This is a genomic window from Streptomyces sp. NPDC101166, from assembly GCF_044768125.1.
In the GTDB taxonomy this organism is placed as follows: Bacteria; Actinomycetota; Actinomycetes; order Streptomycetales; family Streptomycetaceae; genus Streptomyces.
On sequence record NZ_JBIWPF010000022.1, the window covers coordinates 16,883 to 33,854 of the forward strand.

General features: G+C 70.9%; 11 protein-coding genes. 6 read left to right on the plus strand and 5 right to left on the minus strand.

Going from position 1 to position 16,972, the window contains the following annotated elements; all coding sequences use genetic code 11:
* Positions 1-2 precede the first annotated feature (2 nt).
* From ACIRS4_RS30345 to ACIRS4_RS30365, 5 genes are all read right to left on the minus strand, one after another.
* Positions 3-1,499 (minus strand): class I adenylate-forming enzyme family protein, encoded by a 1,497-nt coding sequence (locus ACIRS4_RS30345; RefSeq protein WP_404202092.1) that lies wholly within the window; start codon positions 1,497-1,499, stop codon positions 3-5.
* Positions 1,496-2,176 (minus strand): class I SAM-dependent methyltransferase, encoded by a 681-nt coding sequence (locus ACIRS4_RS30350; protein ID WP_404202094.1) that lies wholly within the window; start codon positions 2,174-2,176, stop codon positions 1,496-1,498. Before ACIRS4_RS30350 ends, ACIRS4_RS30345 begins: the two co-directional genes overlap by 4 nt.
* 19 nt (positions 2,177-2,195) lie before the next feature.
* Positions 2,196-3,452, minus strand: coding sequence for a vanadium-dependent haloperoxidase (locus ACIRS4_RS30355; protein ID WP_404202096.1), 1,257 nt, complete (start codon positions 3,450-3,452; stop codon positions 2,196-2,198).
* A 136-nt stretch (positions 3,453-3,588) separates the two neighbouring features.
* The gene (locus ACIRS4_RS30360) at positions 3,589-7,836 is read right to left on the minus strand and encodes an amino acid adenylation domain-containing protein (protein WP_404202098.1); all 4,248 of its coding nucleotides are present in this window, start codon (positions 7,834-7,836) and stop codon (positions 3,589-3,591) included.
* Between the two features lie 455 nt (positions 7,837-8,291).
* Positions 8,292-9,239: a hypothetical protein gene (locus ACIRS4_RS30365; protein WP_404202100.1), complete on the minus strand. Its 948-nt coding sequence runs from the start codon at positions 9,237-9,239 to the stop codon at positions 8,292-8,294.
* Between the two features lie 136 nt (positions 9,240-9,375).
* Here ACIRS4_RS30365 and ACIRS4_RS30370 point away from each other — a divergent pair, with 136 nt between their 5' ends.
* The 6 genes from ACIRS4_RS30370 to mreC all read left to right on the plus strand — a co-directional run bounded on the left by ACIRS4_RS30370 (position 9,376) and on the right by mreC (position 16,963).
* Positions 9,376-12,006 carry a valine--tRNA ligase gene (locus ACIRS4_RS30370; RefSeq protein ID WP_404202102.1) on the plus strand — a complete coding sequence of 877 codons (2,631 nt, stop codon included), beginning with the start codon at positions 9,376-9,378 and terminating at the stop codon, positions 12,004-12,006.
* A 104-nt stretch (positions 12,007-12,110) separates the two neighbouring features.
* The gene (locus ACIRS4_RS30375; RefSeq protein WP_404202104.1) at positions 12,111-13,631 is read left to right on the plus strand and encodes a bifunctional folylpolyglutamate synthase/dihydrofolate synthase; all 1,521 of its coding nucleotides are present in this window, start codon (positions 12,111-12,113) and stop codon (positions 13,629-13,631) included.
* A gap of 4 nt (positions 13,632-13,635) precedes the next feature.
* The gene (locus tag ACIRS4_RS30380) at positions 13,636-14,001 is read left to right on the plus strand and encodes a DUF4233 domain-containing protein (RefSeq protein ID WP_404202106.1); all 366 of its coding nucleotides are present in this window, start codon (positions 13,636-13,638) and stop codon (positions 13,999-14,001) included.
* A gap of 64 nt (positions 14,002-14,065) precedes the next feature.
* On the plus strand, positions 14,066-14,479 hold the full coding sequence (gene ndk / locus ACIRS4_RS30385; protein WP_404202108.1) for a nucleoside-diphosphate kinase: 414 nt from the start codon (positions 14,066-14,068) through the stop codon (positions 14,477-14,479).
* 358 nt (positions 14,480-14,837) lie between these two features.
* On the plus strand, positions 14,838-15,857 hold the full coding sequence (locus tag ACIRS4_RS30390) for a rod shape-determining protein (RefSeq protein WP_130436780.1): 1,020 nt from the start codon (positions 14,838-14,840) through the stop codon (positions 15,855-15,857).
* A 164-nt stretch (positions 15,858-16,021) separates the two neighbouring features.
* Positions 16,022-16,963 (plus strand): rod shape-determining protein MreC, encoded by a 942-nt coding sequence (gene mreC, locus ACIRS4_RS30395; RefSeq protein WP_404202110.1) that lies wholly within the window; start codon positions 16,022-16,024, stop codon positions 16,961-16,963.
* The last annotated feature ends 9 nt before the right edge of the window (positions 16,964-16,972 follow it).

The following is a 16,972-nucleotide window of genomic DNA, read 5'->3' on the forward strand; positions in this document are numbered from 1 at the left end:
TCTCACCCTCCTGTCCGGTTGGCGTTGAGCCCGAAGCGGGCCCGCAGCCGAGGCTTGTCGATCTTGCCGACGGGGGTACGCGGTATCTCCGGTACGACCTCGACGGTGGCGGACAGACCGCGACCGGCCAGCACACCGGTGACCTGCTTGACCACGTCGTCGGCCGTGCCGTCCGCGACGGACCGCACCACGGCCACGACCCGGTCGGTGAACTCGCCCGGATCCACCGGCAGCACCACGGCCTCCGCGCCCGGGCACTCCTCGGCGATCTCCGCGTCCAGGACGGGAGCCAGGACGGGCCCGCCCGGAGTGGACAGCACCTCGGTCACCCGGCCGATGATGCGCAAGCCCCCGCCCGGCACCTCCTGCGCGACGTCCCCGGTCCAGAACTCGCCGCCCCGGAAGGTGCGCGCGTTGGCCTCGTCCGCGAACAGATAGCCCTCACTGGTGCAGTCGGAGCGCAGCACCAGCTCACCGGTGTCCGGGGCGCGGTCCGACAGCGCCGCGATCCGCGCGCCCACGCCCCGCACCGGCACCATGGCGCCCGAGGTCTGCACCTCGTCCGTCATGTTGCCGAGCGCGATGCCGAACTCGGTGGATCCGTAGATCTGCCGGATGCGGATGCCCAGCACCTCCGCGGCGCCCCGTACGACGGCGGGGCCGAGGTAGGCGCCGCCGCACAGCGGCCGGCGCAGCGCCGACAGGTCCGCCCCGCCCGTCTCCTGCGCGGAGCGGATCAGTGCCTCGTAGTGGCTCGGCAGCGCACTCATCACGGTGGCCCGCTCGTCGCTCAGCCGCCGCAGATGGGCCGCGGCCGACGCGGTCGGATCGGCCAGCACCAGCCGCGCACCGCTCAGCAGCGCGGCGAAGACGTGCAGGTCGGTGGCGTGGGCGACGTCCAGCGGGTGACGGCAGTAGAAGACGTCGCCGGCGCCCAGCCGGGTGTCCGCGAGCCAGCGCAGCCGCTCGGCGACGAACTTGTCCTGCCGCCACACCATCATCTTGGGGAAGCCCGTCGACCCCGAGGTCCACAGCTGCCGGAACAGCCCGTCGTGCGGTCGGCCGGGCAGCGGCGCGGGCGGCGTGGACCCGTCCGCCACGGCGGCGAGCGGCACCGTGGGAACGGCGTCCGCCGGGGCGTGGTGGGCGCGGTCGGCGACCAGGAGCACAGGCCGGGCCAGCTCCAGGGCGCGCGCCGTCTCCTCGGGGGTGAAGTCGCTCATCAGCGGCACGTAGCGGGCCCCGAGCCGGGCCACGGCGAGGATCAGGCCGACGTAGCGGGCGCTGTTGGGCAGCGCGAACGCGACGGTGTCGCCCGGGCGCACCCCGTGGGCGTGGAGTCCGGCGGCGAGCCGCTCGACGAGCGGGAGCAGCTCACCGTAGCGGACCTCGCCGCCGTCCACATCGGTGATCGCGACGTCGCCGGGGCGCCGCGCGGCGCTGTCGGCCACCGCCTGGCACAGCACCGCGCCGACGTGGCCGGCCAGGGTGTCCGTCATGCGGACATCCACGCGGCGTAAGTGCCGTAGCGCCAGTCCTTCGCCAGGCAGTCGACGTGGCTGAAGCCGACCTTGCGCAGCCACTCCATCTGCATCTCCAGCGTGGCGCAGATGTCGATCTTCATGCGCTCCTTGCCGGCCTCCCATTCGTCCGGCGGGCACTGCTCGCGCTGGACGTGCGCCTCGTGCTGGTGGTCGTACATCACGTCGACAGCGGCGTTCGGTCCGCAGAACTGCTCGACGTTGACGAAGACGCCGCGCGGGGTGAGGGCCTGGTGGATGCGCCGGAACAGGTCCTCCTTCTCCGCGTGGGTGAGGTGGTGGATCGCCAGTCCGGAGACGACGGCGTCGAACGGGCCCTCGGGCAGCGGGTCCTTCATGTCGGCGACCTGGATGCTGACGCGCGGGTTGTCTGCGAACCGTTCCCGGGCCTTCTGCAGCATGGCCGAGGAGTGGTCCACCAGGACCAGTTCCGCCTCCGGCAACTGCTCCAGGAGAGCGCCGCCGAGCAGTCCCGTGCCCGCGCCGAGGTCGAGGATGCGGGCCTGCTTCGGCACGCTCTGCACCACCGCGTACACACCACTGGCGTAGATGAGGTCGAAGGAGGGGATGAGCTTGCGCCGCATCGAGTCGAAGGTGCTGGAGTTCCAGATCTCGGGCTTGCCGGTGGTGGTCATGGTGTGACTTCTCCGTTCGTCAGCTGAACAGGTGGGGGAGGTCGGCCAGGTGGTGGGCGGCCACTTCCCGGCCGAGGGCGGCACTGATGGTGTCGGTGTTGCGGTAATGCACTCCGGCCCAGACCCGGGCGTCGACGGTGTCCTGGGTGAGCTGCCGCCAGTCGGTGTAGGCACGGCTCACCAGGCCCGGGAAGAAGGAGTTGGTGAGGGTGAACGGCTGAGGGGCCCGGGCGCCGAGCACCGTGGTGAGCACGGCTCCCGCGGCCCCCGCGAAGCATGCGTGACCGCTGGGGTACTCCGGATGCGGCGGGGTCGGGATGAGCGGCGCCCAGTCGGTCTCGCCCCGGGTGTGCAGGGCGGTGACAGGGCGCCAGTACGCGTAGAAGTACTTGGCCTCCTGGCACACGATCTGCGTGTCCACCGAAGCGGTGTGGAAGACGGCCAGCAGAGCGACCCGGGTGTGCAGCGGCCGCGTCAGGTCGGCGACCGCGTGGCGCAGGACCTGGGTGTAGGCGGTGAGCGTGCCCTGGGCCCAGATCCGCGCCGTCACCGTCTGCTGCTCCGTGCGCGTGTGGCTGTCGGCGGAGCCGACGGCCCGCACCTCGGCGAGGTCGTCGAGGAACGTGCGGGAGCCCACCGCGGGCGGCGGGCCCGGACGGAACCGGGTGACGTCACGGAGCAGGAAGGGGCGCGCGCGGCCCTGGCCGGCCTGGATGGCCGGGGCGTGGGCGGGCGGAGTCGGCCGCCACACGCCGTCCGCCGGGGGCGGTGGGGACCACGGGATGTTGATCGACGCCTCGTCGAGTCCGTCCCCGGCGCGGTCCGCGAGCAGCCTGGCCGCCTCGGCGCGCCCCGCTTCGACGCCCGCCTGCCGGGCGGCGCCCGCCGGGAGGGCGTCCAGCGAGCGGGTGAGCTCCGTCTCCAGGGCGGCGGTCTGGCTGGGCAGCCTCGCCACGAGGGCGTCGTGCACGGCCGTGGCGACCGCCGCCCGGCGGGCCACTTCGGACGGCGAGCGGCGCACCGCCCGGGCCGCCGCGAGCCAGGCGATGGCCCAGGTGGCGGAATCGATCACCGGGGTGAGGGGGGTGCCGGCCGCGGCGATCGCCCGGCTGGTCGCCTCGTACCAGCGGACCACCGTGTCCTCGTCGTCGACGGCGCCGGAGCCGACACCGGTGTCCCGGGCGGCGGCCGGGCGGGCCGCCACCGTGGACATCCCGGCGGCGAGCAGAAGGCCGAGTGCGGCGCGGCGGGACGTGCTGATGCGCGTGCTGTGCAATGCGGTTCCCTTTCACAGGCCGTGAGAAGACGCGGCGGATCATGAACGCGACCGGATCGGGCGGTGAGCCCGGTGAAGACGTGCGGCTACCGCCGCCGGCCCAGGGAGGGCCCGTCGGGAGTGCGCCGGCCGGCGCTCAGCACCAGAGGGCGGAACGGAAGTACGGGTCCTCGTCCGGGCGATGACCGGTCAGCCGTTCCGCGACGAGCCTCGCGATCAGGTCGGCCCCCTCCGGGGCCATGACCGAGTGGTGGTCCCCGTCCACCCAGCAGGGCTTCGCCGCTTCGGCGAGCCGTTCCTCCAGGGGAACGAGGCCGGGGAAGGCCCGGCCGTCACTGCTGCGGGCCCGCAGCAGGAACAGCCCGCCGGGCGCTCTGCCCGGTTCGTGGGCCTCCAACAGCGCGGAGTTGTCCGCGTAGACCTGGAACAGCCGCAGCAGGTCCTCGTCGGCCACCGGTCCGGCGAGCAGACCGGCGGTCACCAGGGTGTCCTGCACGGACCTCAGGCACGCGGCCGGATCGCCCTGGTCGGTCAGGCGTTCGGGCACGTGGGTACTCACGTCCGCTCCCTGCGCCAGGTCCGAGAAGAAGCCCGTCACCCGGTTCCGGAAGGAGACGGGGGACACCTCGGGCGCACCGGTGAACGAGTCGATCGCCATGACCGAGGCGACCACCCGGCCCCGCCGCCGCAGCCAGTCGGTCAGGCTCACGGCGATCGTGCCGCCCATGGACCAGCCGACCAGGTGGAACTCACCCTCCGGGACCGCTTCCAGCAACGCCGCGCCGTAGGAGGCCACCAAGGCGGCCATGTCGGGCGGCGGGTGCTCGCCCGGCGACAGTCCGGCGGCACGCAGCCCGTGGACCGTGGTGCCCGCGGCCACCGGATGCTGCTCCAGAGCCCGCACGAGCCACTCGTAGCAGAGCACGTCGCCGCCCACCGGGTGCACCAGGACCAGGTGCCGCCGCGAGTCAGGCGCCACGGCGTCCCTGATCGGCACCAGGCACGACGCGGACGGCTGCGCATCCTCACGCCCGCCGCCCAGTTGGGCGGCCTGCTCGGCGATGGTGCGCCCACGCATCAGCGCGGCCAGCGGCAGCGTGCGGCCGAAGGTCTCCTTGATCCGGTGGAACAGGCGTACCGCGAGCAGGGAGTTGCCGCCCAGGGCGAAGAAGTCGTCCGTGACCCCGCGGACCGCCGCGCCCAGCAGGTCCCGCCACAGTTCGAGCAGCCGGGCCTCTTCGGCGGTGCGCGGGGCGGCCCCCGCCCCAGAAGTGCCGGCGGGTGCGCCGGCCGCCGGGTCGAGTCGGCCGAGCAGCGCCTTGCGGTCCACCTTGCCGTTGGAGCTGAGCGGCACCGCGTCCATGACCTGGATCATGGACGGGACCATGTAGGACGGGAGCTCCGCGGCGAGATGCGCGCGCAGTTCCGCACGGTCGGGGTCCCCGCCGGGAGCCGGACTGACGAACGCTGCCAGACAGGGCTCATCCGGTGCTCCGGCGACCAGGGCGACCGCCGTCTCGACCTCCGGCCGGGCGGCCAGCCTGGTCTCGATCTCCCCCAGCTCGATCCGGTGGCCGCCGATCTTCACCTGGTCGTCCTCGCGGCCCAGGAACTCCAGGATGCCGCCGGGCCGGTAACGGGCCCGGTCCCCGGTGCGGTAGAGCCGCTCACCGGTCGCCGGGGCGGTCAGGAACGAGGCCTTCGTCAGCTCGGGCTCGTTGTGGTAGCCCTCGGCGACGCCGGCGCCACCGATGTAGAGGTCGCCGGGCACCCAGACCGGCACGTCGCCGAGCTGGCGGTCGAGGACGTGCATGGTCTGGTTGGCGAGGGGAAAGCCGTACGGCACGCTCGACCAGCCGTCCGGCTGCTGCTCGGTCCAGAAGTGGTTGGACCAGATGGACGCCTCGGTCGCGCCGCCCATCGCGATGACCCGGGCCGACGGGCAGGCCTCGGCGATGCGGTCGAGCAGCGGCAGCGGAATCCAGTCGCCGCTCAGCATGATCAGCCGCAGCGAGCCGAGCACCTCGGCGGCCCGAGCCCCGAAGTACTCCAGGGTGACCTGGAGGAGCGCGGGAACGGAGTTCCACACCGTGACGCCGTGGCTCCGGCAGAGTTCGCCCCAGCTCTCCGGGTCGGGCACGTCGCGTTCGGGCGGTACGACGAGACAGCCGCCGGCTCCGAGGACGCCGAAGACATCGAACACCGACAGGTCGAAGGCGAGCGAGGACACCGCCAACACCTTGTCCCGCGGCGTCAGTTCGAGCCGGTCGACCAGGTCGCGCAGCGTGTTGGCGGCGGCTCCGTGGGAGATGACCGCGCCCTTGGGCGTCCCTGTCGAGCCGGAGGTGTAGATGACGTAGGCGGTACGGCTCAGCTCGCCGCCGAGCCCGTCGGGCGCGTCGGCCGCGGCGTCCGCCTCCGTGAGCTCGGCGAGGCCGGGCACGGCGACGGTCGGGAGGGTCGCGCGTTCGTCGTGCGGGGTGTCGGCGGGCACGACCACGGCGGCGGTGCAGCTCTGCCGCAGCACCTGCGCCACGCGCGAGGCGGGCCAGTTGGGAGCGATGGGCAGATAGGCGCCGCCGGCCCGGAGAACGCCGAGGACGGCCACGCTCTGCTGCCACGACTTCGGCACGCGCACGGCGACCAGATCGGGCCGGGCCGGGTCGCGTCCGACGCCCGCGGCGCGCAGCCGGGTGGCGAGGAGACCGGAGAGCCGGTCGAGTTCGCCGTGACGGAGGAGATGGTCGCCGTCGGCCACAGCGGGCGCGTCGGGGCGCCGCCGCAACCGCTCGATGGCTGCCTCGTGCAGTTCGCCCGCCAGGCCGGGGACGGCCGTGTCGTTGGCCCGCCGACGGTCGCTCAGCTGGTCGTCGGGGAGGGGGGCGGGTTCGTTGCGGGTCCAGGCGCGGGGGTCGGCGGCGAGGCCGAGCAGTCGCTGCCGGTGGTAGGCCGCGAGGTCGTCGACGAGCCCCGGCGGGAAGGCTGTCGGGTCGTGGTCGAAGTTGCAGACGAGGTCCCCGGACTGTTCGTAGACCTGATGGTCGAGGAGGACCTCGGGGGTGCTGATGGCGCTGTACACGAGAGCGGCGCCCGGCAGACCCAGGCGGAAACCGTCCGTGATGCCGTCCACCAGGTCGAGCCCGCTGCTGAAGACGAAGGGGACAGGGTTGCCGCTCTCACCGCGCCGTTGGTTCAGCATGCGTCCGACCTCGACGCCGGACACGTCACGGGCCTCCAACGCGGTGTAGAGGCGCTCCTGGTAGGCCTGACATCGTTCGACGAACGAGCCTTCCCGCGGGGTGTAGTCGACGAGGACCGTGGTGCTGCCGCAGCCCCACAGACGGTCCGCCCCGGGGCTGCCGCCGGCCCGGTGGGAGGCGAGGACGGTCACGCTGCCGGCGCGGTCGCCCGACCATCGCAGCAGGCATTCGACGTACAGCCCGAACAGGGCGGCGCCGGGGGACAGGCCCGCTTCGGCGGCGTGGCGCTGGAAGCCCTTCCAGGCGTCCGGGCCGACCCGGTGCCCGCTGCGGTGCAGGGCCTGCCTGGGGCTCGCGGGGTCGCCGTCGGAGGTGGCCCGGGAGACGTCGGCTCCGGCGGCGCGGGGCAGGTCCGGGGCGGCGGGCAGGGAGTCGAGGCGCTCTTCCCAGTGGCGCAGGGCGTTTCGGTACGCGGGGGAGGAGAGGCGTTCATCCTGTTCGCGGACGAACTCTTCGAAACTCAGGAGTTCTGCCTGCGGCTGGTGTTCGGGATTCGCGTAACACTGTTCGAGTTCGGCGAAGAAGAGCTGGATCGTGACGCCGTCGAATGCTGTCAGACGGAGGGCTGTCTGAAGGTGTACGGATCCCTCGGGTAAGTACACCAGACGTAAAAGGAAAGGTTGCCCCGCCGCGTGGTCCGGGATATCCGCGGGTATCGAATCCCGAAGTCTGCCGAGTTCTTCCCGTGCGGCCGCCGGATTCAGGTGGGAAAGATCGCACACCGTCACAGGTGGGGCGTTCTTCTCGCTGTCGGCGACGGATGCGAAGGATTGCGTGCCGTCGGCCGAGATGCGCAGTCGGAGGACGGGATGAACACGTCGCATCCTGTTCAGCGCATCGGCGAGCCGGGCCGGGTCCGGGGCCGCGTGCGCCGGGAAGCCGTACTCGTGGATGTAGAGCGCCGGTGCGGCCAGGTGGCCGACTCCCTGTTCGCCGACGAAGTACGCCTGCTGGAGATCTGTGAGCGGGAAAGGAGCCTCGGGGATGTCGTCGCTTCCCCGGAGAAGTGAGCTCAGCTCATCGATGCAGGTCTGGATGATTGCCCTTGATCGGGCGTCGAGAGGTGGTTCCGGTAAATCCGGACATCGATGGTCCGATTCGGGTGCTTTTCCGTGCTGCGCCATGGACACATTACCCCCTGTTGGCTATGTCCGAAGCGGGTGGCTCAGGTGTTGCCAAAGGTGTTCAAGTGCGAAGTCGGTATACCGACCGTAGTCTCCGACGCCGTTGACGCGCGACCGTGAATGATGTGACTTGCATCACTGTCGATTTTGTTTTGCTTTTACAATCGGAATAGGAATTTCCGCTACCGCTTGAGGTGTGGGGGCCCTTTTGATCTCCCCATGGAGGGCGCGGGAGCACCGCCTGGCGGGGGGGCGCGCTCCACCGGCCTGGTGAGCGGACCTGCCGTCCTCGCCGACGATCGGGTCGCCCCGACTTCGAGCTCGGAGGGCACGCAAGCGGAAGCCGGTACCACCGACGCATGCGGCGGTACCGGCTACCGGGCCGTCCCGGGGTGTTGCGACGACTCCTGGAACCCGAGCATGCGACCGGGGCCCTTCGTCCCACCGCTTCGGCGTCAGGCCTTGACGCGGACCTCGTCACGGAACTTGGCCGTCAGCTCGGCCGCGCCGTTCAGGTCGGCGGCCTTGCCGCCCATCGCGTCCGCCAGGTCCATGCTGATGACGATGCCCAGCGTGCTGTGGTCGCCCCAGATGCACACCGGCATGCTGAACTCGCTCGGCCCGGCCTCCGCTTCGGCCCCCGAGCCGCTGGAGATCTTCGTCTCCTGGCACTTGAGGACCGCGCCCTTCAGCGTGGCCGGCTTGAACTCCTTCGGCGAGCCGACGAGCTCGCCCTCGTCGTCCTTGCCCGCCTCCTTCTTCATCTCGGCGAACATGCCGTCGACGACCGCCTCCGGGTCCGCGATGTCACCCGAGACGCCCATGAACTTGATCATCCGCTGGGAGAGCGGATTGCTCTTGTCGCCGGATTCGTACTCGGCTTCCACGTCCTTGGCGTTCTTCACGCCGTGCTTCTCGGCGTCCTTCAGGTCGTCCTCGCTGAAGGCGTCCTCGTCCGAGTTCTTCGTCTTCTTGTAGTCGGTGAGCACGGTCGCCGGCGTGGTCAGTTTGTGCGGGCCGTCGTCGGCGACGTCCGAGCCGCCGCCGTCGTTGCCGAGGACGAGCGCCGCACCCACCGCGATCGCGGCGACGACCGCCACCGCGCCGATGATGATCGCGGCCTTCTTCTTCCCCCCGCCGGCCGGTGCGGGCGGCTGCGGAACGCCGTACGGGGGCTGGCCGTAGGGCGCCTGGCCCATGGGCGCGGTGGGCGGCTGCTGGCCGTAGGGGCCCGGCTGCTGCTGCGGGTAGCCGTAGCCCGGCTGCGGGGCCTGGGGCTGCTGGGGGTAGCCATAGCCGGGCTGCGGGGCCTGCGGCGGCTGGCCGTACGGGCCGGGCTGGCCGTACGGACCGGGCTGCTGAGGCTGCTGCCCGCCGTACGGGCCCGGCTGGTTGTAGCTCATTCCTGGGTTCCCCTCCAGATGCTTATGTAGTTCTCACATCCTGTCTTAAGCCTTGGGAACCGTCGGCTGTGGGGCCCTCACCGTTACAGAACAAAGGCGTTTCGGGACTGCCCCGTGACACCCCTAAACTGAGCCCGTGACCGAGAACGCTCAGCAGCAGCCACCAGCGCCCAGCACCGAACTGCCGACCCAGTACGCGCCGGCCGAGGTAGAGGGGCCGCTGTACGAGCGCTGGGTGGAGCGCGGTTACTTCGAGGCTGACGCGAAGAGCGACAAGCCCGCGTACACCATCGTCATCCCGCCGCCGAACGTCACCGGTTCCCTGCACCTGGGCCACGCCTTCCAGCACACGCTGATGGACGCGCTGACCCGCCGTAAGCGGATGCAGGGTTACGAGTCGCTGTGGCTGCCCGGCATGGACCACGCCGGCATCGCGACCCAGAACAAGGTCGAGCAGCAGCTCGCCGAGGAGGGCAAGTCCCGCCACGACCTCGGCCGCGAGGAGTTCGTCGAGCGCGTCTGGCGGTGGAAGGAGGAGTACGGCGGCAAGATCCTCGGCCAGATGCGCCGCCTCGGCGACGGAGTCGACTGGGAGCGCGAGCGGTTCACCATGGACGAGGGCCTGTCCAAGGCCGTCCTCACCATCTTCAAGCGGCTCTACGACGACGAGCTGATCTACCGCGCCGAGCGCATCATCAACTGGTGCCCGCGCTGTCTGACGGCCATCTCGGACATCGAGGTGGAGTACCAGGAGGACGCGGGCGAGCTCGTCTCCATCCGCTACGGCGAGGGCGAGGACAGCCTCGTCGTCGCCACCACGCGCGCGGAGACGATGCTCGGCGACACCGCCGTCGCCGTCCACCCCGAGGACGAGCGCTACAAGCACCTGGTCGGCAAGCAGATCAAGCTCCCGCTGACCGACCGGACCATCCCCGTCGTCGCCGACGAGCACGTCGACCCCGAGTTCGGCACCGGCGCGGTCAAGGTGACCCCGGCCCACGACCCCAACGACTTCGCCATCGGCCAGCGTCACGGCCTGCCGGCGCTGACCGTCATGGACGAGCACGGCGTCATCACCGTCCATGGCCCCTTCCTCGGCCTGGACCGCTTCGAGGCCCGCTCGGCGGTCGTCGGCGCGCTCAAGGACCAGGGCCGCATCGTCGCCGAGAAGCGCCCGTACATGCACTCCGTGGGCCACTGCTCGCGCTGCAAGACCACGGTCGAGCCGCGGCTGTCGATGCAGTGGTGGGTCAAGGTCGGCCCGCTGGCGAAGGCCGCGGGGGACGCCGTCCGCGACGGCCGGGTCAAGATCCACCCCGAGGACATGTCGAAGCGGTACTTCGACTGGGTCGACAACATGCACGACTGGTGCATCTCGCGCCAGCTGTGGTGGGGCCACCGCATCCCGATCTGGTACGGCCCCGACGGCGAGGTCGTCTGCGTCGGCCCCGACGAGGAGCCGCCGGGCACCGAGGCCGAGGGCTGGAAGCAGGACACCGACGTCCTGGACACCTGGTTCTCCTCGGGCCTGTGGCCCTTCTCCACGCTCGGCTGGCCCGAACAGACCGACGACCTGCGCAAGTTCTACCCGACCGACGTCCTGCTGACCGGCCACGACATCATCTTCTTCTGGGTCGCCCGGATGATGATGTTCGGCCTCTACGCCATGGACGGCGAGGTCCCCTTCCGCACGATCGCGCTGACCGGCCTGGTCCGCGACGAGCGCGGCAAGAAGATGTCGAAGTCCTTCGGCAACGTCGTCGACCCGCTCGACTGGATGGACAAGTACGGCTCCGACGCCGTCCGGTTCACCCTCGCCCGCGGCGCCAACCCCGGCACCGACGTGCCGATCGGCGAGGACTGGGTCCAGGCGTCCCGGAACTTCGCCAACAAGATCTGGAACGCGACGCGCTTCGCGCTGATGAACGGCGCGACGGTCGACGGGCCGCTGCCCGACCCGTCCGAGATGTCCTCGACGGACCGCTGGATCCTCTCCCGCCTCGGCAGGACGGTCGCCGCGGTCGACGCGTACTACGAGGACTACCAGTTCGCCAAGCTCTCCGACGCGCTGTACCACTTCGCGTGGGACGAGGTGTTCGACTGGTACGTCGAGCTGTCCAAGACGACCTTCCAGGGGGGCGGCGAGCCGGCGAGGGTCTCCGGCCGCGTCCTCGGCGAGGTCCTCGACGTCACGCTCAAGCTGCTGCACCCGGTGGTCCCGTTCGTCACGGAGTCCCTGTGGACGACCCTGACCGGCGGCGAGTCGATCGTCGTCGCCCAGTGGCCGACCGACTCCGGCTTCCGCGACGCCGACGCCGAGCGTGAGATCGAGACGCTCCAGTCGGTCATCACCGAGGTCCGCCGCTTCCGCGCCGACCAGGGTCTCCAGCCCGGCCAGCGGGTCCCGGCCCGGCTGAACCTCGACGGCACCGCTCTCGCGCCGCACGAGGCCGCCATCCGCCAGCTGCTGCGCCTCCAGCCGGAGGGCGAGACCTTCGCGGCGACGGCGACCCTGCCGGTCGCGGGAGCGACGGTCGCGCTGGACCTGTCCGGCACGATCGACGTGGCGGCGGAGCGCAAGCGACTCGCGAAGGACCTCGCGTCGGCGGAGAAGGAGAAGGCCCAGGCGAACGCCAAGCTCGGCAACGAGGCCTTCCTCGCCAAGGCGCCCGACCAGGTCGTGGACAAGATCCGCACCCGGCTGGCGAAGGCGGACGAGGACATCGCCCGCATCCAGACCCAGCTGGAGCGCCTGCCCCAGGCGTGAACAGCGCGTCAGCGGACCGAAGGCCTCCGGAGCAACCGACCGTGTTCATCCAGCTCCGGGGGCCTTCGCCCATCTCTGTCACCGCCCGTCCGTAGACTGGCCCCGTGAGCGACGAAGACCCCGGCAACGGCCCCCATGACACGCCCGACTCCCTCGACGCCTTCGAAGAACTCATCGCGGCCGAGACGGATCGCGACCCCGATCTCGCGGTGATCGAGGCCGGCAGCCGCACCCTGCGCACGCAGGGCGGCCCGCCCAGCGCCGACGTGCCCGCGCGCCCCGAGGACCCGGAGGTCGACAAGGCGCTGCGCGAGGTCGAGGCGGAGCTGGCCACGCGCTGGGGCGAGACCAAGCTGGAGCCGTCCGTCGCCCGCATCGCCGCGCTGATGGACGTCCTCGGGGACCCACAGCGCTCGTACCCCTCCCTGCACATCACGGGCACGAACGGCAAGACCTCCACCGCCCGCATGATCGAGGCCCTGCTCGGCGCGTTCGAGCTGCGCACCGGCCGGTACACCTCCCCGCACGTCCAGTCGATCACCGAGCGGATCAGCCTGGACGGCGCGCCGATCTCCGCCGAGCGGTTCGTCGAGACGTACCACGACGTCAAGCCGTACATCGAGATGGTCGACGCCCAGCAGGAATACCGGCTGTCCTTCTTCGAGGTCCTCACCGGCATGGCGTACGCCGCCTTCGCCGACGCGCCCGTCGACGTCGCCGTCGTCGAGGTGGGGATGGGCGGCTCCTGGGACGCCACCAACGTGATCGACGGGGACGTGGCCGTCGTCACCCCCATCGACCTGGACCACACCGACCGGCTCGGTGAGACGCCCGGCGCGATCGCCGGCGAGAAGGCCGGGATCGTCAAGCAGGACGCGACGGTCATCCTGGCCCAGCAGCCGGTCGACGCCGCTCAGGTGCTGCTGAAGAAGGCCGTCGAGGTGGACGCCACGGTCGCCCGTGAGGGCCTGGAGTTCGGGATCGTGTCCCGGCAGGTCGCCGTCGGCGGGCAGCTGCTCACCCTGCGCGGGCTCGGCGGCGAGTACCCCGAGATCTACCTCCCGCTGCACGGCCCCTACCAGGCCCACAACGCGGCCGTCGCGCTCGCCGCCGTCGAGGCGTTCTTCGGCGTGGGCGCCCAGCGGCCGGAACCGCTGGACATCGACACCGTCCGCAAGGCGTTCGCCGCGGTCTCCTCGCCGGGCCGCCTGGAGGTCGTACGCCGGTCGCCGACCGTCGTGCTGGACGCCGCCCACAACCCGGCCGGCGCCCGGGCCACCGCCGAGGCGATCGGCGAGGCGTTCGACTTCAGCCGGCTGATCGGCGTCGTCGGCGCGAGCGGCGACAAGAACGTGCGCGAGCTCCTGGAGGCCTTCGAGCCGATCTTCGCGGAGATCGTCGTCACGCAGAACTCCAGCCACCGCGCGATGGACGCGGACGAGCTCGCCGCGATCGCCGTCGAGGTGTTCGGCGAGGACCGTGTCCAGGTCGAGCCCCGGCTGCCCGACGCCCTGGAAGCGGCGATCACGCTCGCCGAGGAGGAGGGCGAGTTCGCCGGCGGCGGCGTCCTGGTCACCGGATCGGTCATCACCGTCGGGGAAGCCCGGCTGCTGCTGAAGGGCTGAGTCCATGCGCACGCTCTGTTCCTCGACCCTGATCGGCGAGTTCTTCATCATCGGCTTCGCCGGTCTGGTCGCCATGAAGGACCCCGACCTCTCCATGTCCACCGTGTGGACGGTGTGCGGCGTCGCCATGCTGCTCAGCGTGCTGCTGTGCGCCATGGTGACCCGGCCCGGGGGAGTGGCCCTGGGCTGGGCCCTCCAGATCGCCCTGGTCGCCGCCGGCTTCGTCGTGCCGATGATGTTCGTGCTGGGCGTCCTCTTCGGCGCCCTGTGGTGGGCGTCCGTGCACTACGGCCGCAAGATCGACGAGGCGAAGGCCCGCTTCGCGGCGCAGGCGGACACCCCGTCCCCGGACGCTGCTGACGCTGTGTGACAGGCGCGCGGACACGCCCTGTAGCCTCGTCCCACCGCACACCGGCAGTAGAAGGAGTCCTCCCGTGAGCCAGCGCACCCTCGTCCTGCTCAAGCCCGACGCCGTTCGTCGAGGCCTGACCGGCGAGATCATCAGCCGCATCGAGCGCAAGGCCGATTGGCGGATCACGGCGCTGGAGCTGCGCACGCTGGACCAGGACACGCTGGAGCAGCACTACGGCGAGCACAAGGGCAAGCCCTTCTACGAGCCGCTCGTGGAGTTCATGTCGTCCGGGCCGGTCGTCGCGCTGATCGTCGAGGGCGAGCGGGTCATCGAGGGCGTGCGCGCGCTCGCCGGTCCCACCGACCCGATCGCGGCCGCGCCCGGCTCCATCCGCGGCGACTACGGCGTCATCGTCCGCGAGAACCTGATCCACGCCTCCGACTCCGAGGAGTCCGCCGAGCGCGAGGTGAAGATCTTCTTCCCCGGCCGGGCCTGAGCGACCCCGGGGGAAGGGCGCTGGGGCCGCGCCGGCGCGGCGGCCGACGCTTCCCGCGAAGGTTTCGCGGATTTTTCTGATGGGCCGTCATCGCGACCGTCCGTCTGACCTGGGACGGCCGTGTCCTTTTCGGCCGTCCCTCGGCATATGCGCGGCGATCGGGGGAACGGATGCCCCCTATGGACCGTCTCCACAAGCGAGGCGCTCCGGCATCTGCTGACAATGGCGAAGACCCTCGCGCAGTGTCCGTGCAGGCGCGTCTACGATGGAAGCCTTCACGTCACAGCACCCACCTCGCCGACCTGAAAAGCCCTCAAAAGCTCATGGGAAGGCCTGTCGAATCCTGATGGGGAACTCAATGTCGTTCATCGGCCGTGACATGGCTGTCGACCTCGGGACCGCCAACACGCTGGTGTACGTCAGGGGTCGCGGGATCGTACTCAACGAGCCGTCCGTCGTCGCGATCAACACCAACACCGGTGGCATCCTCGCGGTCGGCGCCGAAGCCAAGAAGATGATCGGCCGCACGCCCGGCAACATCGTCGCCGTGCGTCCGCTGAAGGACGGCGTGATCGCCGACTTCGAGATCACCGAGCGGATGCTCCGCTACTTCATCCTGAAGATCCACAAGCGGCGCTACCTGGCTCGCCCGCGGGTCGTCGTCTGTGTGCCCTCGGGCATCACCGGTGTCGAGCGCCGCGCCGTCATCGAGGCGTCGACCCAGGCCGGAGCACGCCAGGTGCACATCATCGAGGAGCCCATGGCCGCGGCCATCGGCTCGGGGCTGCCGGTCCACGAGGCCACCGGCAACATGGTGGTGGACATCGGCGGCGGCACCACGGAGGTCGCGGTCATCTCGCTCGGCGGCATCGTCACCGCCCAGTCCATCCGCGTCGCGGGTGACGAACTGGACAACGCGATCATCCAGCACATCAAGAAGGAGTACTCCCTCCTCCTGGGTGAGCGGACGGCCGAACAGATCAAGATCACGATCGGTTCGGCGTACGACCTCGACGCCGACGAGCACACCGAGATCCGCGGCCGGGACCTGGTCTCCGGGCTGCCGAAGACCGTCGTCATCTCCGCCGCGGAGGTGCGCAAGGCGATCGAGGAACCGGTCAACGCCATCGTCGACGCCGTCAAGACCACCCTCGACAAGTGCCCGCCGGAGCTGTCCGGCGACATCATGGACCGCGGCATCGTCCTGACCGGCGGCGGCGCCCTGCTGCGCGGCCTCGACGAGCGGCTGCGGCGCGAGACCGGCATGCCGATCCACATCGCCGAGGACCCGCTGGACAGCGTGGCGCTCGGATCCGGCAAGTGCGTCGAGGAGTTCGAGGCGCTCCAGCAGGTCCTGGACGCCGCGCCGCGCAGATGACGTAACACTTCGATTCCGCCGTACGAGACGATCTCCTCTCGTGCGGCGGATCGTTGATATCGAGGCATAAGCTCCCACAAAGCGCCCCTTGGCCGCGCAGGCCGGGGGCCACCCGAATTCCCCGCAGAGGAAATTCCTACAGAGGAAGGGCACGGCCGCCGCACGTGAGGGACACACGAGAGAGCCGGCTGCTCCTGGTGCTGCTGATCGCCGTCGCGTTCGCACTGATCACGGTGGACATCCGCGGCGGGGAGGACTCCCCGGTCGACGGTGCCCGACGGGCCGCGGCCGCGGCCTTCGGCCCGATCGAGGACGGCGTGTCCTCGGCGGTCGACCCGGTCGGCAACGCCGTCTCCGCGGTCCGCGACTCCGGTGAGCGACACGACCGGCTGGCGGAGCTGGAGCAGCGCAACGCGGCTCTCGAGGCGAAACTCGGCAGCGACGACCGCAACCGCAGCCGGCTGACGCAGCTCGACAAGATGCTGAAACTCGCCGGCGCCGGCCAGTACGGGATCAAGGGCGCCCAGGTCATCGCGATAGGAGCCGCCCAGGGCTTCTCCTGGACCGTCACCATCGACATCGGCGCCGCCGACGGCGTCAAGCGCGACATGACCGTCCTCAACGCCGACGGCCTCGTCGGGCGGGTGACGACCGTCGGCCCGAACACCGCGACCGTGCTCCTCGCCAACGACCCGGACTTCACCGTCGGCACGCGCATGGAGGCCGGTGACGAACTCGGCTTCGCCTCCGGGCAGGGCGACCGGCCGCTGCGCGTCGAACTCCTCAACGGCAAGGCGGAGGTGAAGGCGGGCGACCGGCTCGTCACCTTCGGCTCCCAGGCGGACCGGCCGTTCGTGCCGGGTGTCCCCGTCGGCGTGGTCTCCCGCGTCGACCCCTCCGGCGGCGACCTCACCCGCACCCTCTACGTCACGCCGTACGTCAGCTTCACCAAGCTCGACATCGTCGGCGTCGTCGTCGAGGCCCCGAAGAAGGACCCGCGTGACACGGTGCTCCCGGCCAAGCCCAAGCCGGTCCCCACGCCGACGGTGACCGTCACGGTCACACCGAACGCGAACGCACCCGCCGACGGCCAGGACGAGCAGTAGGAGCTGACA